Source organism: Streptomyces sp. NPDC006872, from assembly GCF_040635845.1.
Lineage (GTDB): Bacteria > Actinomycetota > Actinomycetes > Streptomycetales > Streptomycetaceae > Streptomyces.
Map to the genome: position 1 here is coordinate 475,677 of NZ_JBEYIL010000003.1, position 21,725 is coordinate 497,401.

General features: G+C 72.4%; 14 protein-coding genes and 1 pseudogene. 5 read left to right on the forward strand and 10 right to left on the reverse strand.

Features of this window, described 5'->3' with window-relative positions:
• Window positions 1–27: 27 nt before the first annotated feature.
• Window positions 28–276: pseudogene (locus tag ABZ725_RS11195) on the reverse strand (ABC transporter ATP-binding protein); the annotation flags it as partial.
• On the opposite strand from ABZ725_RS11195, the gene ABZ725_RS11200 reads away from it, so the two are divergent.
• The gene (locus tag ABZ725_RS11200; protein ID WP_358802773.1) at window positions 226–501 is read left to right on the forward strand and encodes a hypothetical protein; all 276 of its coding nucleotides are present in this window, start codon (window positions 226–228) and stop codon (window positions 499–501) included. The pseudogene ABZ725_RS11195 and the gene ABZ725_RS11200 overlap by 51 nt on opposite strands.
• Window positions 502–565: 64 nt before the next feature.
• Here ABZ725_RS11200 and ABZ725_RS11205 read toward each other — a convergent pair whose 3' ends face one another.
• Window positions 566–1,486, reverse strand: coding sequence for a peptidoglycan-binding protein (locus ABZ725_RS11205; protein WP_358802420.1), 921 nt, complete (start codon window positions 1,484–1,486; stop codon window positions 566–568).
• A 113-nt stretch (window positions 1,487–1,599) separates the two neighbouring features.
• Complete coding sequence (locus ABZ725_RS11210; protein WP_358802421.1) at window positions 1,600–3,675, reverse strand: BTAD domain-containing putative transcriptional regulator; 2,076 nt, start codon at window positions 3,673–3,675, stop codon at window positions 1,600–1,602.
• A gap of 383 nt (window positions 3,676–4,058) precedes the next feature.
• Here ABZ725_RS11210 and ABZ725_RS11215 point away from each other — a divergent pair, with 383 nt between their 5' ends.
• On the forward strand, window positions 4,059–4,796 hold the full coding sequence (locus tag ABZ725_RS11215; RefSeq protein ID WP_358802422.1) for an SGNH/GDSL hydrolase family protein: 738 nt from the start codon (window positions 4,059–4,061) through the stop codon (window positions 4,794–4,796).
• Between the two features lie 40 nt (window positions 4,797–4,836).
• Here the strand turns inward: ABZ725_RS11215 and ABZ725_RS11220 are convergent, their stop codons facing one another.
• Window positions 4,837–6,543 (reverse strand): transglycosylase domain-containing protein, encoded by a 1,707-nt coding sequence (locus ABZ725_RS11220; RefSeq protein WP_358802423.1) that lies wholly within the window; start codon window positions 6,541–6,543, stop codon window positions 4,837–4,839.
• A 14-nt stretch (window positions 6,544–6,557) separates the two neighbouring features.
• Window positions 6,558–7,760: a sigma factor-like helix-turn-helix DNA-binding protein gene (locus ABZ725_RS11225; protein WP_358802424.1), complete on the reverse strand. Its 1,203-nt coding sequence runs from the start codon at window positions 7,758–7,760 to the stop codon at window positions 6,558–6,560.
• A 182-nt stretch (window positions 7,761–7,942) separates the two neighbouring features.
• On the opposite strand from ABZ725_RS11225, the gene ABZ725_RS11230 reads away from it, so the two are divergent.
• A complete protein-coding gene (locus ABZ725_RS11230) occupies window positions 7,943–8,485 on the forward strand; it encodes a SigE family RNA polymerase sigma factor (protein WP_358802425.1) in 543 nt (180 codons plus the stop codon).
• Complete coding sequence (locus ABZ725_RS11235) at window positions 8,475–9,230, forward strand: hypothetical protein (RefSeq protein ID WP_358802426.1); 756 nt, start codon at window positions 8,475–8,477, stop codon at window positions 9,228–9,230. The genes ABZ725_RS11230 and ABZ725_RS11235 overlap by 11 nt, the downstream gene beginning before the upstream one ends.
• Window positions 9,231–9,240: 10 nt before the next feature.
• On the opposite strand, the gene ABZ725_RS11240 is transcribed toward ABZ725_RS11235, so the two are convergent.
• Window positions 9,241–9,993 (reverse strand): TetR/AcrR family transcriptional regulator, encoded by a 753-nt coding sequence (locus ABZ725_RS11240; protein WP_358802427.1) that lies wholly within the window; start codon window positions 9,991–9,993, stop codon window positions 9,241–9,243.
• 96 nt (window positions 9,994–10,089) lie between these two features.
• Here ABZ725_RS11240 and ABZ725_RS11245 point away from each other — a divergent pair, with 96 nt between their 5' ends.
• Window positions 10,090–12,330 carry an MMPL family transporter gene (locus tag ABZ725_RS11245; RefSeq protein ID WP_358802428.1) on the forward strand — a complete coding sequence of 747 codons (2,241 nt, stop codon included), beginning with the start codon at window positions 10,090–10,092 and terminating at the stop codon, window positions 12,328–12,330.
• A 9-nt stretch (window positions 12,331–12,339) separates the two neighbouring features.
• Here the strand turns inward: ABZ725_RS11245 and ABZ725_RS11250 are convergent, their stop codons facing one another.
• The 4 genes from ABZ725_RS11250 to ABZ725_RS11265 form a co-directional block, all read right to left on the reverse strand.
• Window positions 12,340–13,302 (reverse strand): D-alanyl-D-alanine carboxypeptidase family protein, encoded by a 963-nt coding sequence (locus ABZ725_RS11250; RefSeq protein WP_358802429.1) that lies wholly within the window; start codon window positions 13,300–13,302, stop codon window positions 12,340–12,342.
• 143 nt (window positions 13,303–13,445) lie between these two features.
• Window positions 13,446–14,354 carry a hypothetical protein gene (locus ABZ725_RS11255; RefSeq protein ID WP_358802430.1) on the reverse strand — a complete coding sequence of 303 codons (909 nt, stop codon included), beginning with the start codon at window positions 14,352–14,354 and terminating at the stop codon, window positions 13,446–13,448.
• A 2-nt stretch (window positions 14,355–14,356) separates the two neighbouring features.
• The gene (locus ABZ725_RS11260) at window positions 14,357–16,084 is read right to left on the reverse strand and encodes a sulfite reductase flavoprotein subunit alpha (RefSeq protein ID WP_358802756.1); all 1,728 of its coding nucleotides are present in this window, start codon (window positions 16,082–16,084) and stop codon (window positions 14,357–14,359) included.
• 5 nt (window positions 16,085–16,089) lie between these two features.
• The gene (locus ABZ725_RS11265; RefSeq protein ID WP_358802431.1) at window positions 16,090–21,618 is read right to left on the reverse strand and encodes a glutamate synthase-related protein; all 5,529 of its coding nucleotides are present in this window, start codon (window positions 21,616–21,618) and stop codon (window positions 16,090–16,092) included.
• Window positions 21,619–21,725 lie beyond the last annotated feature (107 nt).

The following is a 21,725-nucleotide window of genomic DNA, read 5'->3' on the forward strand; positions in this document are numbered from 1 at the left end:
CTCGGGCCGTTTTCGGTGAGACGGGGATCACATTCCGGGGCCGGATCGCGCTGCTGCGGCCACCTCCCCGGGGTCCCAGCCCTCGTGCGGCACGGAGTCGAGGAGCAGCCGGGTGTACGGGTGCTCGGGCGCGGTCAGCACCCGTCCGGTCGGGCCCTGTTCGACAACCGTGCCCCGGCGCATCACCAGGGTCTCGTCGGTGATGTGCTGCACGACGGACAGGTCATGGCTGACGAAGACGAGGGCGACGCCGGTCTCCTGTCTGATCTCGCCGAGGCGTTCGCGGACCGCGTCGAGGCGGTCCTCCTCGCCCCCTACACCCCCACCGGCAACACCAACGAGTCCCTGACTGGCCTCGTCGTCGCCGATGTCCTCGTCCTCGCCCTCACCGCCTTGGACGAGACCTCGGCGGTCGAGCACTCCCACCAACTCAACGCCCTGCGCGCCCAGTTGCTCAACGGCGGCGGTGGCGCCGGAGCACGCGGCGGCCGCTCGGGCTGACGTGACCGAGCCTCTGTCGGGCGGGCGCCCGACGGAGGCTCGGTTCAGTTGGGTTCAGTTGGGCTCAGGTGAACAGCAGGCGCCAGGTCAGCGGGCCGGGGTTGCCGTCGGCGTCGCCGCGGAGCTCCGGGCGCGACTTCTGGAAGTCCCGCACGTTCAGCCGGTCCGCCTCGCCCCAGGACTTGCTCGGGCCGACCTTGTAGTGGTCGCCGAAGCCGCGCTTCACCAACTGCTTGCCGAGTTTCAGGACATGCGCGTTCGTGGCCCCGGTCACGAAGTACTTGCGTCCGGGGAACGCCGGGACCGTCGGCTTGGCGGGCGGTGTGGTCGCCTCGGGGGTGTCGTCGTCCAGGTCCAGGTCGGCCTTCGCGTACTTGATGATCCTGGCGAAGTCGATCGCGCCGGGGTCGCCGTGCACGTTCTCGGGCACGTGCATATGCCCGCAGACCCCCTTGAACGCCTTCCACTGCGCGGCCGTCATCCGCTGACCGCCGCCGTTCTCGTACGACGTCGGGTACGCGGGCCAGCTCTTCGCGCCGACCAGCGGCACGCCGTGCTCCTCGTGCATCCAGCCCAGGAAGGCGGCGACGCCCTGCAGCGCCCAGTCGGGGGCGTCCGGCCAGTAGATGTGCGCCTTGCCCGCGGTCGTCCACTTCTTGTGCGTCTTGGGGTCGCAGGTGCCGACGAGCTCGACCTGGCACACGTTCTGGGTGTTCGTCTCGACGCCGCCGCTCAGATTGACCAGCGCCCGGGAGGAGGTCTCCACGTCGAAGTGCTGGTACCACTTCAGCTTCTTGGCGGCGAGGTCGGGGACCGCGGTCAGGTTCGGCGCGGAGCTGCCGCCGCCGTAGCCGGGCAGGGTGGGGCCCTCGGTGGTGTGCAGGACGACGACGTCGACCTGCATCGGGTCACCCCCGAAGTCGTCCTGGTACCAGTTGGCCCGACTCGCGCCGGGGTATCGCTGAGGTCCGGTCTTGGTGCTCATCACAGACTCCTTACGTGGAGAAAAGCGAACGAGTAGACAACGACAGAGAGAAAGAAGGAGAGGTGGAAAAAGGGGGTGGTGAAAGGGGTGGAAAAGGGGGTGCGAAAGGGGGATCAGTGCCCTGGGGCGCGGATAGGGGCCGCGGCCGGCGCCATGGGGCCCGCCGCGCGCAGATGCCGCGCCAGACGCGCCGGATCGGCGTCCTCACGCCCCGCCAGTTCGCGGGCGAGTGCCGCGTGCCGAAGCTGTCGGGAGGATGGAGTCTGTGTGCTCAGCATCACATCGCGAGCAAGCTCGGGCAACCGGTAGCGGCCGCCCCCGCCGAGGTCCCCGCCCAGGTCCGCGCCCAGGTCCGCACCCGTGTCCGGGTCCCAGACGAGGATCCGGGCCGTCACGGCGGCGTCGACCAACGGCAGCAGCTCGTCCGGCGCCAGGCCCTGCACAGCGGCGAGCAGACCGACGTCCAGCCACTCGCCGTCCGCCGCGGCGTAGGTGAGCATGGAGCGCGCCGCGCTGGGCAACTCGACGAGTCTCGCCTGCAGGACGTTGCGCACCGCGGCCGGCACCTGCGCCTCCGGTCCGGTGCGCCGGCCGGGCGGCAGCTTGAGCAGCTCGGCCAGGGCGAACGGATGCCCCTCGGCGCGCCGGTGCAGCGCCACCGCCTCCTCGGACGCCGCCTCCTCGTGCGCCGCTTTCTCGACCGCCGCGTCCTCGGAAGCGCCGCCCGCGGCGAGCAGTTCGGCCACGTCGTCGACGGTCAGCGGCTCCAGGGGCAGCCAGGTCGCGCCGAGCAGCGCCAACTCCGCGAGCAGCATGCTGGACGCCGGGCTGTCGCCGTCGCGCAGGGCGCACACGAACAGGACCGGGCCCTCCCGCAGCACCTTGGCGAGCCGCCTCAGCAGCCGGTGGAAGCCCTGCGGCGCCTGGTCGAGATCGTCGACGACGCACAGCGTGGGCCCCTGCGTGAGCTCCTGGACGACCGTGCCGAGCGGATCCTTCTGCGCCACGTCGTCCTGGGCGGAGTCGGAGCCGTCCTGCCGTAGCGCGTCCAGGAGTTGGACGGTGGGGCAGGTCTGGACGATCCCGCGGTTCCCGCTGAGCGCCTGACCCGCCCGGGTGCGGGCGACGGTGAACCCGGCGGCCGCGGCCCGCTCGGCCAGCTCCTCCAGCAGCCGGGTCTTGCCCGACCCCTGCTCCCCGCTCACCACGGCCCACCCGGGCCGCCCCGCGGCCGCGGCGGACAGCAGGGCCGCCAACTGCGCGCTCTCCTCGCTCCGGCCCACGAAGGGGGCGGCCGCGGGCCGGGGGCCGAGGTCCGGGTGCACGCACGCGCTGGTGAAGCCCGGTCCGGGGGGCAGCGCGGAGAGGGGCCTGACGGACGCGGACGCGACGGCGCCGCCGAGGACGACGACGTCGTGCCGCAGGATCGCGGTGTGCAGATCCCTCAGCTGGGGGCTGGGGTCCAGGCCCAGCTCCGTGGCGAGCATGCCGCGGAACCGCTCGTACTGCCGAAGCGCCTCGACCGGCCGGCCGGCCGCGTACAGCGCACGCATCAGCAGCGCCCAGGACGTCTCCCGGAGCGGGGCCTTGAGGACGAGGCCCTCGGCGACGTCGATCGCCGGTTCCGTCTCGCCCTGCTGGACGAGGATCGTGGCCTGGAGCTCCTTGGCGTCCTGGAGGGCGCCGTCGAGCCGGGTGCGCTCGCGCATCGCGAAGGCGTGCTCGGTCGCCTCGGCCAGCGCCTCGCCGCGCCACAGTCCGAGCGCCATGTCGATCTCCTTCCGGGCGGTCGCCAGTTGACGTTGTCTCAGCGCCTCCCGGGCCCGGCCCACGGACTCCTCGAAGAGAGCCGTGTCCCGTGCCTCGCGGGGCACCTTGAGGGCGTAGCCGGTCGGGCCGCTGACCAGGGTGGTGGACCGGCCCTGCCGGACCGGGTCGAGGACCGCCCGCAGCCGGCTGATGTGGGCGCGCACGGAGGACGCGGCGCCCGTCGGCCGGTCGGTCGGCCACAGGTCACGGCAGAGCGTGTCCTGCGAGACGGGCCGGCCGTCCTCGATGAGCAGCCGCACGAGCAGCAACCGGCGCTGCCGAGGGCCCAGATCGAGGGAGGCGCTGCCCTTCAGGACTTCGACGGGGCCGAGCACGCCGAACCGCATGGCGTGTGCGTGTCGTGAATCCGGAGTGGCCATGTGCGTAGTTCCTTACGTGGCGAGCTCGTCAAGGAGTCAACCAACGGTTGGTTGCTCGGCTGTTGTCCGCGTGTTGTCCGCCGCTCGGTACGGCTCAATTCTCGAATGCGCGGGCGGGGCGGCGCATCGGCACAGGAAAGGATCTCGGCGCCGGGGAACTGCAACCGCGGATATAGGGCGGGACTACGACCTCGGGGCGACAAGGCCGCCCCTGCCCGCCGCTCTGAAGGAAAGTCAATTACGGGCAACGGGCCGACAATTCCCGAGCAACGAGCCGCGGCTACCTTCGGGATCCCGCGACACGGAATCTGTTGAAGGAACTCATGCGTAAATTGAAGTCTGCCGTCGTCAGCACTGTGATGGCATTCGCCGGAATTGCGGCAATGTCCGGCGCCCCCGCCCATGCGGCGGGAGAACTGGAATATGTGGCCCTGGGGGATTCGTACGCGTCCGGGGTCGGCGCCGGTCACTACGACAGCGCCAGCGGCGCCTGCAAGCGCAGCGAGCTCGGCTATCCGGCCCTGTGGGCGGGCGTGCACGACGAGTACGCGCTCAAGGACGTCTCGTGCAGCGGCGCGACCATCGCGGACGTGCGCGCTGACCAGCTGTCCGCCCTGAGCACGGGCACCGACTTCGTCACCCTCACGGTGGGCGGCAACGACGCCCAGTTCAGCAGCGTGGTCCAGGCCTGTCTGACCAACACCGACGCCTACTGCAAGACGGCCACGGACTGGATGTCGTACTACGCCGAGAACCAGCTGGTCGACGAACTCGCCGCGCTGTACAAGGACATCAAGGCCAAGGCGCCGAACGCCACCGTCAGCGTCCTCGGCTACCCGCAGGCGATCTCCACGTCGGGGGTCTGCCCCGTCATCGACCTCAGCGCCGCCAAGCGCACCTACATGAACGGGTTCGCCGACGCCCTGGCCGAGGGCACGAAGGCCGCTGCGGCCAAGGAGCCGGTCCACTTCCTGGACGTGCGCCCCGAGTTCAAGAACCACGGGGCGTGCGGCTCCGACCCGTGGATCAACGACCTGTCCGACCCGGCCTCGGTCTTCCACCCCACCCTGGCGGGCTACATCGCCGGCTACTACGCCAAGCTCGAAGCGACCTGGGGGTGATCCCTCGGCGGTCGGGCATCGTCGAACGGTGACGCTGCCCCTATTCACCCGCTTCCCCTTCCGCCACCGGTGTCGGCGTGCGGGACGCTCCGGCACCTGCCGTGGCCAGCTCCCAGATCCGGGCCGCCGTGTCGGCCGCGGAATCGGTCGGCGCCGGTTTGTCGGGCAGCTGGGCGGGCACGGTCGTGTTCTTCTTCCTGCCGGGCTGATCGGCGAAGAGCACGACCGTCAGGGCGAGTCGGGAGTCCAGCCCGGTGGACCACACGGTCCGGCGGGCGGTCCCACCGCCCGCCCCGGCCGTGAAGAAGACCGAGGCATCGGCCTGGACGGCCCCGGGGGACGGCCACTTGTGCATCGCCGCGTTCACGGACCACGCCTCCTTCTCGTCCAGCCCGCGCCGGGTCTCGGGACGGGCCGTGTAGACCGTCCGGCCGTCCTGGGTGATCTTCGTGACCGTGTACGGGGTCGCGTACACCCCGTTCGCCGCCGCCGTCGCGTACGCCGATGCCAGCTTCAGCGGGCTGGGCGCCGCGGTCTTCCGCAGGGCGCTCAGCGGGGAGCCCAACCGGACCTCGGCGAACGGCTCCAGCGCGTCCCCCGCCTCCACCGCGCCGTTCACCGCGTCGTTGAACGGCTGCCGGGCGTAGTCCGAACCCCCGTACAGCAGCCGCAGCGCGCCGTCGCCGGGCTCGATCGCCACGACCGCGGTGTGCAGCGTGGTGCCCTTGTCGCCCTTGAGGTCCTTCACCAACTCGGTGGTGGCGTCCTGGAGCGCCAGGTCGAAGGTGGTCTGCACGGTGTAGCCGCCACGGGCCAGTTGGTCCTCGGTGATGCCGAGCCGGTCGGCGGCCTCCTTCCCGGCGACGTCGATCATGTACTGCCGCTGTCCCTCGGTGGTGCCCGGCGGATAGAACCGGAACGCCGGGAAGGCGGCGTCGGCGCGCTGCTTCGCCGTGATGCTGCCGCCCGCCTCCATCGCGTCGAGCACCCACTCCCAGCGCTGCCTGAGCTTCGCGGTCACCGCGGGGTCGGAGCCCGCCTTCTCGTAGTACGAGGGGATGTTGAGGATCGACGCCAGCGCGGCCGCCTGCGAGACGGTCATGTCCTCGGTGTCCACGCCGAAGTAGTTGCGCGCCGCCGCCTGCACGCCGGCGGCGCCCCGGCCCAGGTACACGGTGTTGAGATAGCCCTCCAGGATCTCGTCCTTGGAGCGGGTGCGGTCCAGCTTGATCGCGATCAGCGCCTCGCGCGCCTTGCGCGACAGCGACTGCTCCGGGCTCAGCAGCGCGTTCTTCACGTACTGCTGGGTGATGGTCGACCCGCCCTGCCGCTCGCCCCCGGTCAGGGAGGCCCACACCGCGCGGGCGATGGCCCGCGGCGAGACCCCGCTGTCCGAGCGGAAGGAGCGGTTCTCGGCCGCGATCACCGCGTCCTGGAGGTAGCGCGGGATCTGCGGGAGCGGCACCTCCTGACGGTCCACGGGACCGCGTCGGCCCAGATAGGACCCCTTGGCGTCGGTGAAGACCGTGCTCTGGGTGACCGTCTCCGGGTGCGGCTTGGGGATGTCCGTCAGCCGGTAGGCGACGACCGCCGCCGTGCACAGCCCGGCGATCAGCACGAGGAAGGCGATGAGCAGCCGACGCAGCCGACGGCCCCGGGTGCGGCGCAGCCGGAGGCGGAGCGGGACACGGATGCGCAGCCGGTGCGAGGTCGCCGCCCGTTTCAGCTGCCGCGCCCGACTCCTCATGAACGGGAGGCCCTTCACCTGAGGTCGTCCGTCCGCGCGACGACCTTGGCGTTCGCGTCGTACACGGTGACGACGGCCGGACCGTCCGCGCCGCGCTCGCCGCTCGCGCGGCTCTCGCGGCCCCTGGTGTCGTCGAAGCCCTCGGCGAAGACCGACTTGAGCTCCGATCCCGTCAGCAGGGTGTTCGAGTACCAGAAGCCCCAGCCCGGGCTGCCCGCCAGGGTGAGGACCGCGCCGTTGACCGTGGCGTCCCCGACGGCGACCGCGACGCGGCCCGGGTCCGCGGCGAGGCCGTGATACAGCCCCGACAGGAAGTACTTGTCGTTCACCGCCTCCGCCTGGGCCGAGACCCCCGACTTCGCACCTTCGGTGCTGCCGTCGGCCGGCCCGCGGAACTGGTTGGAGCCGGTCGGTGTCGACCAGTGCTCGCCGTCGGCGGTCAGCCAGACCTGCACGCCCTTCACGACCTGGACCCGCTCGCCGGGCGCGACGATCCGCACCGGGCTCCCCGCCTCCGCGGCGGAGGAGGGCCCGGACGACTCCGCGGCGCCGAATACCCCGATCCGCTCGGCGGCGAACACGGCCGTCGGTGCGAGCAGCAGCGCGCAGACGGCAGCCACGGCGCCGGTACGACGTCGGCGGCGGGCCCGCCCCCGCTGCTCGATCGCACCGAGGGGCAGAGCGAACGGGACGCTGTCGTCACCGAGTTCGACGACCTCGACGACGTCGATGACTTCGGCGATCTCGGCGGCCTCGGCGGCCTTCGCGAACAGCCCGCGCAACCGCTCGGCACCGCTCCCGCCCCCGCGTCCGCCCCCGCCTCCTCCCGCGCTCCCGGCCCCGCAGACCGCCAGGCCGCGCTGGGCGAGGCTTTTGACCGTGCCGGCCGAGCAGCCGAGCAACTGGGCGATCTCGACCTCGCCCAGGCCCTCCGCGTGCAGCATCACGAGCACGACCCGCTGCCGGGCGGAGACCGCGGACAGCGCGGTCAGCGCGGACAAGGCCCCCAACACCCCCTGGGGCACGGGCTTTCGGCGGCGGGCCCGGCGCAGATGGCCCTTGACGAGGGAACGCCGGGCATAGAAGTCCACGTCGTCCCGCGGTATCCGCCGCCACCGTGCGCACACCACCACCAGGGTGTCCCGCGCCAGTTCCTTCGCCCGGTCCAGGTCGCCGGTGAGCAGGTACGCGGTGGTGACCAGCCGGGGCCAGCTCATCCGCGCGTATGAGGCGAAATCGTCGTGCCGCCGACGACCGGAGGGGAGCCGATGGATCCTGAGACTCGTGTTCATCGTCTTTCCCGTGGGTTGTGTTGTGTTTCGATGGGCGCGACCTACGTGACCTGTACGCACGGCGGGTCGGCGAGGTTGCACGGGAATTCCGAGACTCCGGTGGGGGCATGACCGAAGACGAGTTCGACGCCTTCTACACGGCCGCGTTCCCCCGTCTGACCGGGCAGCTCGCCGCGTTCACCGGGGATCACGGAGAGGCGCAGGACGTCGTCCAGGAGGCGTTCGTCCGGGCCTGGGACCGGCGGCAGAACTTCCTCGCCGACGAGGCGCCCGAGGCGTGGATACGCACGGTGGCCACCCGGCTGGCGGTCAGCCGCTGGCGGCGGGCCAAGCGCTGGCTGGAACTGGTGCGCCGGACCCCGCCGCCCGAGTCCACACCGGGGCCCGGCCCCGAGCACACGGCGCTCGTCGCCGCGCTGCGCCAATTGCCCAAGGCACAGCGGTTGGCGATCGTCCTGCACCATCTGTGCGATTTGAGTGTCGAGCAGGTAGCCTCCGAGACCGGCGCGCCCGTGGGGACGGTCAAGGCCCGGCTGTCCCGGGGACGGGCGGCGCTGGCGAGACATCTGACGGCGGACGAGGCGGCCGAAGCGGCTGAAGCGGTCGAGGCGGTCGACCCGGTGCGGAAGGAGGGCGGCCTTGTCGGATGACCTCTCCACCGAACTCTCCACCGCACTCCGCGAGTTGGCCGCGCAGGCCGAGACTCCGCCGGTGCTCTCCGGCGCCGAGGTCCGGGCCCGTGCCGTACGCCGGGCCCGCCGCCGCCTGGCCGGCACGCTGGGCGCGACCGCGACGACCCTGGCCCTGGTGGCCTTCGCCCTGACCGCGAACCTCACAGCGCACGAGGACGGCAAGGGGGCCGCGACCGGGACGGGAGCCGGAGCCGGAGCCGGAAGGCAGAGCCAGCCCCCGTCCGCCACACCCGCCGACCCGTCCTCCTCCCCGTCCCCGTCCTCGTCCCCTTCCGTGTCCGTGCCCGTGCCCGTCGTCGGCACGTTGGACCTCGTCGGGCGCACGCTGACCGTCAAGGACCAGGTCCTGCGGTTGTCCTCGGAGTACTTCGACAGCGCCGGGCTCACGAGCCCGCTGACCGTGTACCGGACGTACGACACCAAGCCTCTGATCGTCACCGACCTGACCGACGGGACCCGCCACGTTCTGGAGATGACGTACGCGGTCGAACTGCGCGACGCCCGGAACGAGCGGGTCTACGTCGGCTTCGACTCCGCCTACGACGTGCAGAAGCCCGAGGGCGACGACAGCGGCAGCAACTGGATCGGTCTGGCGCAGGCCGACGCCAAGTGGTTCCACGGATTGGCGACGGCCGGCACGTCCTTCGCACTCACCACCCTGCCGACGGCCGCCGCCCCGCCGACGGCGACGGACCGGCCCTAGACCGTCAGGATCAGGCCGTGGGGATCCGGCCGCGGGTGTCCTGGAGCATGTTCCGCATCGCCATGCGGAAGATCTCGGCCTGGTGGTCGCCGACGAAGACGGTGTGCCCGAACACCTCCAGGACGACGAGGCCGTGCATATGGCCCCACGCGCTGAGCAGGAGCGCGATCGCGGGCGGCGGCAGGGCGTCCGGACCGTCCGGCGGGAACGCGGAGAGGTGCGTCCGGAGCTCGGACGACAGCGCCGGGGTGTCGGCGGCGGCGAGTTGCGCCGTGCTGAACCCGTCGAACAGCTCCCGCTGGAAGATCACGCTCATCCGGCGCATCGCCTGCGTCGTCGGGCCGTCGACGGGCGCCGCGTAGTCCCGCAGCGGTGTGCCGTACAGGAGCTGGAAGCGCTCGGGGTGGGCGATGGCCCAGCGCCGGTAGCCCTCGGCCGCGACCACCAGGCTGGGTAGGTCGCGGTCGTCGGCCGCAGTGTCGTCCGCCGCGGAGTCGACCGCGGCCCGGACGGCGTCGGCCAGGTCCTCGTACGTCTTGGCGATGATCGCCGTGACGAGGGCGTCCCGGCTCGGAAAGTAGTGGTAGAGCGCCTGCACGGTCATGCCGAGGCCGCGCGCGACCGCCCGCAGGGACAGCGCCTGCGGCCCGTGCTCGGTGATGTGCCGCTCGGCGGCGTCGAGGATCTCCTGGGTGGCGGCGGCCCGACGCCGCTCGCGCAGGGAGGGCAGGACCGTCGTCGCGGGTTCGGGGAGTACAGCCATGAAGAAAATCTAACACTGCCAACTTTTCTTTCCTCCCGTTAGTTTCGTCCGTGGCGCCAGTCCTGTTCTCCCCTTTCCTGTCAAAGGAGACCGGTCATGTTCGACCGCATAGCCGAGCTGGCGATTCGCCGGGCCCGGCTGGTACTCGTCGTCGCCGTCGTGGCGGTGGCCCTCATGGGCGCCGTCGGAGCGGGCGCGTTCGGCAAGCTGAAGGGCGGCGGCTACGACGACCCGGCCTCCCCGTCCACCCGGGCCGCGAAGGCCATCGAGGAGAAGTTCGGCGGGGAGACGAACCTGGTCCTGCTGGTCCGGGCCCCCGAAGCTCCTCAAGGCCGCGTCGACACCCCGGCGGCCGAGCGGAGCGGCCGCGCCCTGCTGGCCGATCTCAGGAAGGACCGCAACCTCGAGAACGTCGTCTCGTACTGGGACGCGGACAGCCCCGCACTCCGTTCCGAGGACGGTCGCGAAGCCCTCGTCCTCGCCCATGTGAAGGGCGACGAGACGCAGGCGGAGAAGAACGCCAAGAGCGTCATCGACGCGTACACGGGAGGACCGTACGAGGGCGGGCTCACCATCCAGGCCGGAGGCGGCGCGGCCGTGGGCAACGACCTGTCGGCCCAGGTGCCCGAGGACCTCGTCCTGGCCGAGACCATCGCCGTGCCGCTGACCCTCGTGCTGCTCCTGTTCGTCTTCGGCAGCGTGGTCGCGGCCCTGCTGCCGCTGGTCATCGCGCTCGTCGCCATCGCGGGCACGTTCGCCGAACTCGCCCTCCTCGGCAGCGTCACCGACGTCTCGATCAACGCGACCAACCTGACCACCGCCCTGGGCCTCGGCCTCGGCATCGACTACGCCCTGCTGATGATCAGCCGGTTCCGGGAGCAGCTCGCGACGGGCGCGAGCGTGGACGACGCCGTACGGCGGACGGTCCACACGGCGGGCCGCACGGTGGCGTTCTCCGCGGCGACGGTGGCCGTCGCGCTCGCGGCGCTCCTGGTGTTCCCGCAGTACTTCCTGCGCTCGTTCGGCTACGCCGGAGTCGGCGTCGTGGCCATCGCGGCCGTCGGCACGCTGCTGGTGATGCCGGCCCTGTTCGTCGTCCTGGGCCACCGGGTCAACAGCGGACGGCTCCCGTGGGCGAAGCCCGGCCGCCCCGCTTCCCGGACGCCGCTGTGGGGGCGGCTGGCCCGCACCGTCATGCGGCGGCCCGCGCTCACCGCACTGCCCGTGCTCGCGGTGCTGCTGCTCGCGGCGAGCCCGCTGCTGGGCATCACCCTCGGCACGCCGGACGAACGCGTGCTGCCCGAGGACGCCCGGAGCCGCCAGGTCTCGTCCGTGCTGCGGGAGAAGTTCGACGGCAACGACGACGCGGCCGTGCACGTCGTCATCGACCAGCCCGTGACCGAGGCCCAGTTGGGCTCGTACGCGACCCGACTGTCGTCCCTCGACGGTGTGGTCCGCGTCGAGGCCGGCACCGGGACCTACACCGACGGCCGCGCCACGCCCGCCTCGCCCGACGCGGCCACCGCCCTCAGCCGCCCGGACGCCCAGCGGATCGACGTGGTGAGCGACCTGGCGCCGAAGTCGGGCGCGGCCCAGAGCCTGGTGAAGGAGGTGCGGTCCGTCGCACCGCCCAGCGGGTCCCAGCCCCTGGTCGGCGGAGTGGACGCCGCGCTGGTCGACAACAAGGACTCCGTCGGCGGCCGCATCCCGCCGGCCCTGGCCCTGGTCGCCCTGACCACGTTCGTCCTGCTCTTCCTCTTCACCGGCAGCGTGGTCCAGCCGCTGCGCGCCCTGTTCCTCAACATGGTCAGCCTGGGCGCGACCCTCGGCGCCATGACCTGGATCTTCCAGGACGGCCACCTCGCAGCCGTCCTCGGCGTCACCCCGCAGCCGATGGAGACGTCGATGACCGTGCTGATGTTCTGCATCGCCTTCGGACTGTCCATGGACTACGAGGTGTTCGTCACCAGCCGTATCAAGGAACTCCACGACCAGGGCGAGGACACCGAGTCCGCCGTCGTCCACGGCCTCGGCCACACGGGCCGCATCGTCACCGCGGCGGCCTGTCTGCTCGCGGTGAGCTTCTTCGCCTTCGGCACGGCGAAGATCAGCTTCATGCAGATGTTCGGCCTGGGCAGCGGCCTGGCCATCCTCATCGACGCGGTCGCCGTACGCGGTGTCCTCGTACCCGCCGCGATGCGCCTCCTCGGCCGAACGGCCTGGTACGCCCCCGCCTTCCTCCGCAGGCTGCACGGACGGTACGGCCTCAGCGAAGCCGGCCCCGCGACCACGCCCACGCCCGCGTCCGCACCGGTGCGGACGACGACGGAGGTCTGAGTCTCCCGCTCAGCCGAAGTACGCCGTCTCGTTCACATGGAACATGTAGTTGCGCCAGTTGGCCTTGATGAACGTGAACCGCGCCGGGTCGTAGCTCCACAGTTCGTCGAGCGAGGCGGCGATGACGTCCTCGTTCGCGCGGACGAAGTCCAGGACCGCCTCCGAGACCGGGGCGTACGACCAGTGCCAGCGTTCCTCGCTGATCGCCGGCGCGGTCGCGGCCGACTCCGCCGTGTACGTCTGGAGGAAGCCGTGGCGGGCCGCGTTCGCGCGCAGCCACCGGTAGTTCGCGGCCTCCGGGCCGTCGTCCGTCCAGTCCTGGGGCGTCGTGTCGAAGAAGTCCGCGTCGGAGCCCAGGTGATGGCGTGAGACGCCGGGCGCCGTCGACGTGCGCAGGATCTCGATCTGGCGGCCCTCGGAGGTCAGGGACTCCCACACCGAGCGGTGGGAGTCCTTGTCCGGGTCCCACTGCGGGTCCGAGCCCAGCTGGGCGGGGTACGCGGCGCGCACCTCGTCGGTGATGACGCCGAAGGTGCCGGCGCCGCCCGAACCGGTGCGCAGGAACTCGTACTTGCGGTCCCATATCGTGCGCTGCGTCGCCGCGCTGCGCACCCAGGAGACGAGGACCGCGTCGCGGTCGGCGTCCAGGTCGGCCGCCGCGGCGTCGGCCAGCGCGTCGACCTGGGCGTCCATCTCCGGCTTGACGCCTTCGGGAGCGGACCCGGTGCCGGTGATCCAGGCGGCGACGGCCGCCGGGTCGGCGGTGTCCAGGATCCTCGCGACAACCAGCCTGCGGCGGTCGATGTCCGCCTGCGAGAGGAACGTCCGCGGCGGCACGGTCGGCTCCGAGGCGAGGGCGGCCCGGCCGACCGTGGCCGCGCCGACGGCGGCCGCCCCGGCCGTGACCAGCCCGAGGAACCGCCGTCGACTGGCCGGCCCGCCGCCATGGGCGGCGCCTGATCTCTTCTGCATGCCGTGCCTGACTTCCCGTTACCGGCACCGGTTCCGTACACCGGCGGCCGAACGAGAATCGCACAGATGTCCCTTGATCCGACAGGGGCAACGGTCGTCCAACACCGCCTGCCATGGCACAAGTTCGGCGGACGGCCGACGAGTTAGGGCCGGTCCGGCAGTGAGGCCGTCAGCTGCTCCCACGCCTCATGGACCTGCTCACCCACCATCCCGAACTGCGTGATCACCGCGACGCACCGCCCGTCCTCGTCGTCCAGTTCGAGCGCCGACGTCGGCCCGTGCGCCGCCGTGGACCGGACCAGATGGCAGGCCCCGACCCCCGCGAGGTCGATCTCCACCGAGCTGTTCTCGATCGCCGCGAACACCCGCCCGCCGACGGTCCGGTCGGTGACATGGACGCGGCCGTTGCAGGCCTGCATGGCCGCCGGGGCGAACACCGCGACGCCGATGGGGAGTCCGACGGAGCAGACGTGGTCGAGCACGGCGGGAAGGACGTCCACGTCGATCGGCCGGTGCTCGCCGCCGTACTCCTCGAACGCCGCGCGCCGGGCGGCCCCGCCGTCCGCCAGGACCGCGTCGAGCTGGGCGAGTTGGTCGCCGTGCTGCCAGGGCGGCACCTCGGGGGGCGTGGGCCGGGCGGCCGGTGACCCGGCGTCGATCGTGCCGACCAGGCCGGTCAGCAGCCGGTCGCCCGCGGAGAGCAGCCGCCCCTGGTGCACGGTCCGGCCGTCCGCGTCGAGCAGATGCAGGGCGACGGATCCCGTCTCCTCGTCCCGCGCGACCACGGCGGAGGCGACGCCGTCGGCGTCCATGCGCAGCGCGATCGAGCCCGGCCGGACGGCGAACGCGTCGCCCCGCAGGCTCGGGACCGCGTAACTGCCGGCCTGGTCGATCCGGGCGACCGGCCCGCCGGTGACCGCCTGGACGTACTGGAAGAGCGTCAGGCAGCGTGCGAGTTCCGGCATCCGCGCGTCGATCAGCCGCGCGGTGCCGTTCCGCCTGCCGCAGCAGCCCTCGAACGCGCAGTGCCGCTCGGGATGGTCGTCCGTCATGCTCAGTACACGTCCCGTACGTAGCGCTTCGCCCGGCGCAGGTCCGCGAGGTACTCGGCGGCGTCGTCGCCCCCGCGTCCGCGCTGCTCGGCGATGACGCCCAGCAGCGCCGCCTCGACGTCCTTCGCCATCCGGGAGGCGTCGCCGCAGACGTAGACGTGCGCGCCGTCCTCCAGCCACCCGTACAACTCCCGCGACCGCTCCCGCATCCGGGTCTGCACGTACACCTTCTCGGCCTGGTCGCGGGAGAACGCGAGGTCCAGCTCGGTGAGCACGCCGCGCTTGCGCAGCTCGGTCAGCTCGTCCTCGTACACGAAGTCCGTGGCGCGGTGCTGATCGCCGTAGAACAGCCAGTTGCGGCCGGCGGCGCCCCGTGCGGCGCGCTCGTGCAGGAAGCCGCGGAACGGCGCGATGCCCGTGCCGGGGCCGATCATGACCATCGGGGCGTCGTCGTCCGCCGGGACGCCGAAGGAGGCGTTGGGGTGGAGGTAGACGCCGACGGCCGCGTCCGCGCCGACCCGGTCCGCGAGATAGGTCGACGCGACGCCCTCGTACCGGCCGTACCGCACGGAGGCGACCGTGAGGTGGACACGGTCCGGGTGGGCCAGGGGGCTCGACGAGATCGAGTACTGCCGGGCCTGCAACGGCCGGAGCAGGGGCAGCAGTTCGGTCAGTCCGGGGGCGGCCGAACCGGCGTCCCGCAGCAGGTCCAGCACATCGCGGCCCCAGAGCCACGAGTCCAGGTCGGACCGGTCGCCGTGCGCGACGATCGCGGCCAGCTCGCTCGCCGGCGCCCGCTCGGCCAGCTCCGCGATCAGCTCCTTCGACGGGGTGCGGATCTCCCGTCCGGCGAGTTCCCCGCGTTCCTCGGCGCCGCTCGCGCCCAGGTGCTCCAGCAGCGTGTCGACGAGCGCGTGGTCGTTCACCGGGACGACGGCCAGGGCGTCCCCCGCCTGGTACGCGATGCCGCTGTCGCCGAGGTCGAACTCGTAGTGGCGGATCTCCTTCGCGCTGCCCGGCGCGGACAGCAGCCGGTTCACCGCGAGCCGGGAACGGTACGGGGTGCGCTTGTTCCAGGGGGAGCGGGCCGGGCCGACCGCGACCGGGGCCGCGCCTGCGCCCGTACCTGTACCCGTGCCCGTGCCCGTCGCTCCGGTCTCGGCGGCCAGCCGGTCCAGGACGGCCGTCGTCCACTGCGCCGCCGGCTCCTCGAAGTCGACGTCGCAGTCCACGCGGTCGTGCAACCGGCTCGCCCCCAGCTGCTCCAGCCGGGTGTCGATGAGCTTCGCGGCCTGGCAGAAGTCGTCGTAGCCGCGGTCGCCGAGCCCGAGGACCGCATAGCGCAGGCCCTCCAGTCGCGGTGCCGTGTCGGACTGGAGCGCCGCCCAGAACAACCCGGCGTTGTCGGGCAGTTCGCCCTCGCCGTACGTCGAGACGACGACGAGCACATGGGTCATCGCGGCGAGCCGCTCGGGCGTGACGTCGTCGAGCGCGGTGACGTTCCCGCCGAGGCCGTGTGCGCGGGCCCCGGCGACGACCTCGCCGGCGAGGAGCTCGGCGTTCCCGGTCTGGGTGCCGAACAGGACGTCGATCGTCGCGGCGGGCGCGTCGTCCGCCGCGGTGTCCCGGCGTCCGGCGGCCGCGATGCCGGCGATGAACCCGGCGAGCCAGGCCTCCTGCGCGGCGGAGAAGGGTGCGTCGGCCGGGATGAGGGACCCGGTCGGGGGCATGAGGGTCACGCGGTCACCGTCTCGGTCGGGGCCAGCGGGGCACGACGGGAGGCGATGTCCTCCAGCGCCGCGTTCGCGAGCAGCTCGTCGAACCGGGCGGCGCGGACGCGGCCGGCGTTCTTCGTGGTCTGGTGGACGATCCAGCCGTAGGTGCCGGGGGCGTCCACGCTGAGGTTGTTGCGCTGCTTCAGCGCACGCTTGTAGTCGTTGAGGCGCTTGATCGCGATGAGGGTCGCCAACTCGCCGTCTTCGAACCGCTCCAGCGTGCCGCGCAGGTACTTCACGACCCGCTGCTTGACGAAGAAGTCCTCGGTGAGGACGAGGTTGCGGACGGCCTCGGCCACCCGCGGATCGTCCGGGCCGGTCGCCCCGGGCACCCGCTTCAGCGCGAGGTCCTGGGCGACGCCGAGCACCGTGTACGACGACAGCAGCGAGAACATGTCGTCGCTGCCCTGGTCGCCGAAGGCCGGGGCCCGGCCGTCGAGCACGGTGCGGCGGTCGCGGTAGTCGACCTTGAACGCGCGGAGCTTGTCCGTCGCGATCGAGGTCGCCAGCTCGTCGAGGAGTTCGCCGCGGGTCGCCGCGGCGAGGATCTCCGTGGAGTCCTGGTAGAGGAGCAGCGCCCGGGGCATCCCGCAGTACATGTGCTGCCGCTCGGTGTCCCAGTCGTGCAGCAGCCGGGCGGCCAGCTCGGAGCCGGTGGCCTCGACATGCCAGGCCAGCAGCAGCCGTACGGCCTCCTCGTGGAAGGCGCCGTGCGCGGTGTCGGTCACCGGGAACACCAGCAGCGAGTCGGCGCTGACCCGGCCGCCCAGCTCGCCCGACGGGTCGTACTGGTAGAGGAAACCGCCGCTCATGCCGTTGCCGAGGCCCTTGCCGAAGCCGCCCAGGTTGAGCACGGTGCCGCCGGTCATGTACTCGCAGCCGAAGTCGCCGACGCCCTCGACGACCGCGGTCGCACCGGAGTTGCGCACGGCGAACCGGTCACCGGCCTCCCCCTGCACGAACGTCCGGCCGCCGGTCGCGCCGAACAGCGCGAAGTTCCCGACGAGCACGTTGCCGCCGCGCTGCGCGCTGCCGCCGCCCGGGGCGCGGACGACGATCCGCCCGCCGCTCTGGCTCTTGCCGACGCCGTCGTTCGCGGTGCCGGTGTGCTCGAGGCTGATGCCGTCGTTGCAGAACACGCCGTACGACTGCCCGGCGGACCCGGTGGTGCGGATCCGGACGGCGTCGTCGACGAGACGGCGACGGCCGCGGTCGTCGGTGGTGATCGCGGGGGCGCCGACGGTGAGCTGGTGGTTGAGCAGCCGCTCGACGTCGATGGAGAGCTGCCCGCCCACCGACTTGTCGCTGTTGCCGAGGTGGATGCCCTCGACCAGCAGGGACGGCTCGCGCCGCTCCAGGAGCGCCGCCCGCACCCGCTCGATGAGGGCGTCGTCGGTGGTGAAGTCCTTCTCCAGGTACTCCGGGTCCGCGACGACCTTCTCGGGCACGCGCGCGAGCAGACGACGGACGTCGAGACGCCCGACGCTCGCCGGGTGGTCGAGGAGCTGGAGCAGGTCCGTGCGGCCCCGGGCCTCGCGGAGCGACCGCAGGCCGAGGCGGGCGAGGATCTGCCGGACGTCGTGCGCGATGTTGAGCAGGTACTGCGCCAGCGCGCGCGGATCGCCCTCGAAGGCCTCGGGGTTCGTGGTGAGCCCGGCGGGACACTTCACGTTGCAGTTCTTCGCCATGACGCAGCCGAGCATCATGAGCGCGGTCGTCCCGAACTCGAAGCTGTCGCCGCCGAGCAGGGCGGATGTGACGACGTCGCCGCCCGTCTGGTGCGCGCCCGAGCAGCGCAGGACGACCTTCTGCCGCAGCCCGTTCGCGACGAGCGCCTGGTGCACCTCGGCGACGCCGATCTCCGCGGACCGTCCCGCGTACTTGAGGCTCGTGACGGCCGCCGCGCCCGTGCCGCCGGTGTTCCCGGCGACGTTGATCACGTCGGCGCCCGCCTTGGCGACGCCGACTGCGATGGTGCCGATGCCCTCCGAGGACACCAGCTTCACGATCACCCGCACCCGCGCGGCCTTGCAGTCGTGGATGAGCTGCGCGAGGTCCTCGATGGAGTACGTGTCGTGATGCGGGGGCGGGGAGATCAGCTCGATGCCCGGGGTGCCGCCGCGCGCGGCCGCTATGTCGACGGTGACCTTCGGCGCGGGCAGCTGACCGCCCTCGCCGGGCTTCGCGCCCTGCCCGATCTTGATCTCCAGCTCCTGAAGCATCGGGTCGGCGAGATAGCCCGCCCAGATGCCGAACCGGCCGGACGCGAACTGCTTGATGCGCGAGCCGCGGATCGTGCCGTACCGGGTGTGGTGCTCGCCGCCCTCCCCGCTGTTCGACAGGCCGCCGACCATGTTCGTGCCGTGCGCGACGGCCTCGTGCGCGGTCGCCACGAGCGCGCCGTGGCTCATCGCGCCGGAGGCGAGCGCACGGGTGATCTCGTGCGCGGGCTGCACGGCGTCGAGCGGAACGCTGTCGGGGGCGTCGTCGAGGAGCGCGAGCAGGCGCGCGGCGGTGCCGGTGGCGGCGACGGTGACGCCGTCGGCGTCCGCCCGGAGGGTCTCGACCTCGCCGGGGTGCGCGAGTGCGAGCCCGGCGGCGAGCGCGGCGTGCCGCTCGGCGCCGTCGGGTCCGGGGGCGGCGAGCCGCAGCCGGACGGACCCGTCCTCGACAAACGCGACCACTCCCCGGGCTGTGACGCTCGCGTTCCCGGTCGTGGAGAACCGGCCGAGCTCGCGGGCGAAGTCCTGCGGGGTGCGCAGCCCCGTGACGTCCGCGGGCAGCGCCAGCACATCACGCAGCGCGGACGGCCGGCGGGACCGCTCCTCGTGGGTCGTCCGCAGGAAGGCGCGGTACCCGGGGGTGATCCGGAACGCGTCGATCTCGGCGTCGCCGAGAGCGTCGTACCCGGTGTTGCGGTAGGCGGCGTCGGTGATGCCGAACGCGTCGTCGAGCTGCCCGAGCGTGAGCAGCCGCAGCGCGTCCGGGTCCTCCGTCCTCCCGAACTCGGGCTGCTCCTCGGTCATGCCGCCGAACCCGCGCACGGCGTTGACGCCGAACGAGTGCCCGGCCCCGTCCGACCGCTCCTTGAACAGTCCGAGCAGCGGGATCTGCTGTTCTGTGTCCACGCTGCGGGCCCGCTCGTGCCAGTCCGTCGTGGCCTGCGCGATACGGGCGAACCCGACGCCGCCGACGGGGGCGTCCATGTGCGGGAAGGCCCGCGCGAACACGTCGTCGCGGGTGTCGAGGTAGTTCGGTTCGAAGAACGCGCCGCCGATGTAGCTCTCGGCGGTGCACAGCCCGACCCGGCCCATGGTCTTGGCCAGCGACTTCTCGGCCGCCTTGCGGAACTTCGCCAGCGCCCGGTCGGTGTCGGTGACCTCGCCCGCGGGGGCGGGCGCGCTCGGGTACCTCTCCTCGGCGCGCAGCCGCGCGCTGAGGCTGTAGACGGCCGAGGCGCCGAAGCCGAGCGCGGTCGCCACGTGGTGCGACGACAGCAGCTGACCGCTCTCCGCCACGAGCGAGGCGCGCAGCCGCAGCCCGGTCTCGATGAGGCGCTGGTTCACCGCCGCGACGGCGAGGATCACCGGCAGCGGAGCGCGCGTCGACGAGATGGCCCGGTCGGTGAGGACCGCGATGCCGCCCCCTTCGCCGGCGAACCGCTCGACGTCGTCGCAGAGCCGGTGGAGCGCGGCCCGCAGCGAGTCGGCGTTGGCGCTCTCGTCCCCGGCCACCGGGTCGTAGAGCATGTCGAACCGCTCCAGCGGCACGATCCGCTGGTCGCGCAGCCGGACCATGTCGAGGTGCCCGAGCACCGGCGAGGAGACGACGAGCTGCCGCCCGCTCGCGCTCCCGGCGCTCCCGGTGCCGTCCGGCTTGGGGCCGAGCGCGACCCGCATGCTCATGCCGTCGGCCTCGCGGATGCTGTCCAGCGGCGGGTTCGTGACCTGGGCGAAGCGCTGCGAGAAGTACTTGGCCATGCCGCCCTCGGTGTCGCTGAGCGCGTTGATGGCGTTGCCGTAGCCCATCGCCGAGATGCGTTCCGACCCGTCGGCGAGCATCGGGTCGAGCATGAACCGGAAGCTCTCCTGGTTCAGCGAGTACGCCACGTACCGGCCGGCGAGGGTCAGGTCGCCGTCGTACCCGAGCGTCGTGGTGCCGCGGTAGTAGTCGGGAGCGGGCAGGTCGTCGAGGTTCACCCGGGCCGTGTCGAGCAGCTCGCTGTAGGGGCGGCGCGCGGCGAGGGCGTCGAGCACCTCGCGGGTCCGCATCCGCCGCCCGGTGCGGTGGTCGACGACGAGCATGCCGCCGGCCTCGATCCGCCCCCGGTGCACGACGTCCTCGTCGGGGAACGCGACCTGACCGGCCTCCGACGCCACCATCAGGTACTCGGCGGTCTCGACGGTGCGCAGCGGGCGCAGCCCGAGCCGGTCCAGGCGGGCGCCGATGACGTCCCCGTCGCTGAAGATGACGGCGGCGGGGCCGTCGTTCTTCTCCTCGTAGAGGGAGAAGTACTCGAGCATGTCCCGGACGGCGTCGGGCAGGGTGCGGTCGTTCTCCCAGGCGGGCGGCATGAGCGACACGACGGCCTCGACGAGGTCCAGACCGTCGTCGAAGACCCGGCTCTGGAGGGTCTGGTCGAGCCGGCTGGAGTCGGACTGCCCGGGCGGCCGCACGATGCTCCGGGTGCGGGCCCGCGCGAGGGCCTCGTCGCTCAGCCGGTTCTTGCGGTCGGTGTTCAGCTCGCCGTTGTGCGCCATGAGCCGGAACGGCTGCGCCATGGTCGGATGCGGTTCGGTGTTCGTGGAGAACCGGGTGTGGAAGTACAGCGACCGCACGGAGTGCCGGGGATCGCGGAGATCCCGGAAGTACCCGATGACCTCACCGGAGTTGAGCCGCCCCTTGAGCACCTGCGTGCGCGCGCTCAGCGACAGCGCGTACAGCCCGGCGTACCGGTCCCGGTCGTCGGCGTAGGCGACGGCCTCGACGGCGAGCAGGGCGCGGTTGGCCGCCGAGTCGACGTCATCGCGCTGCCACCCCTCCGGGGCCCGGAACACCCACTGCACGATGGGCAGCTGGTAGGCCTCGGCGGCGGGCCGGGCGACGGAGTGGTCGACCGGCACCTCACGGACGAGGAGAACCTCGAACCCCTGCGCGGCGAGGGACCGCCCGACGAGCTCGACGGCGTCGGCGCGGCGGGGTCCGGCGTCGGTCGGCACGAAACAGTTGGCGACGCCGAAGTGCCCGGCGAGCAGTTCCTGACCGGTGAGCGCGCTGAAGAACTCCACGGACAGGTCGACGCTGACGCCCGCGCCGTCGCCGACGCCCTCGGCGGACTTGCCGCCCCGGTGCGGGATGGCGCGGAGCGCTTCGTCGCCCCGGCGGATGACGTCGTGGCTCGGCGTCCCGTCGAGGCGGGTGATGAAGCCGACGCCGCAGGCGCTGTGGTCGCGGGCAGGGTCGTACAGACCGAAGGGGGAGTGATTCACGGGCCCGTCCTGTGAGCGGTTCCAGCTGGGGGTACCTCCCCGGCCCTCAAGGCGGTGGGGAGGACGGCCAGGCTGCGTCGGTGAAGCGCTCGCCGCGGGCGGACCGG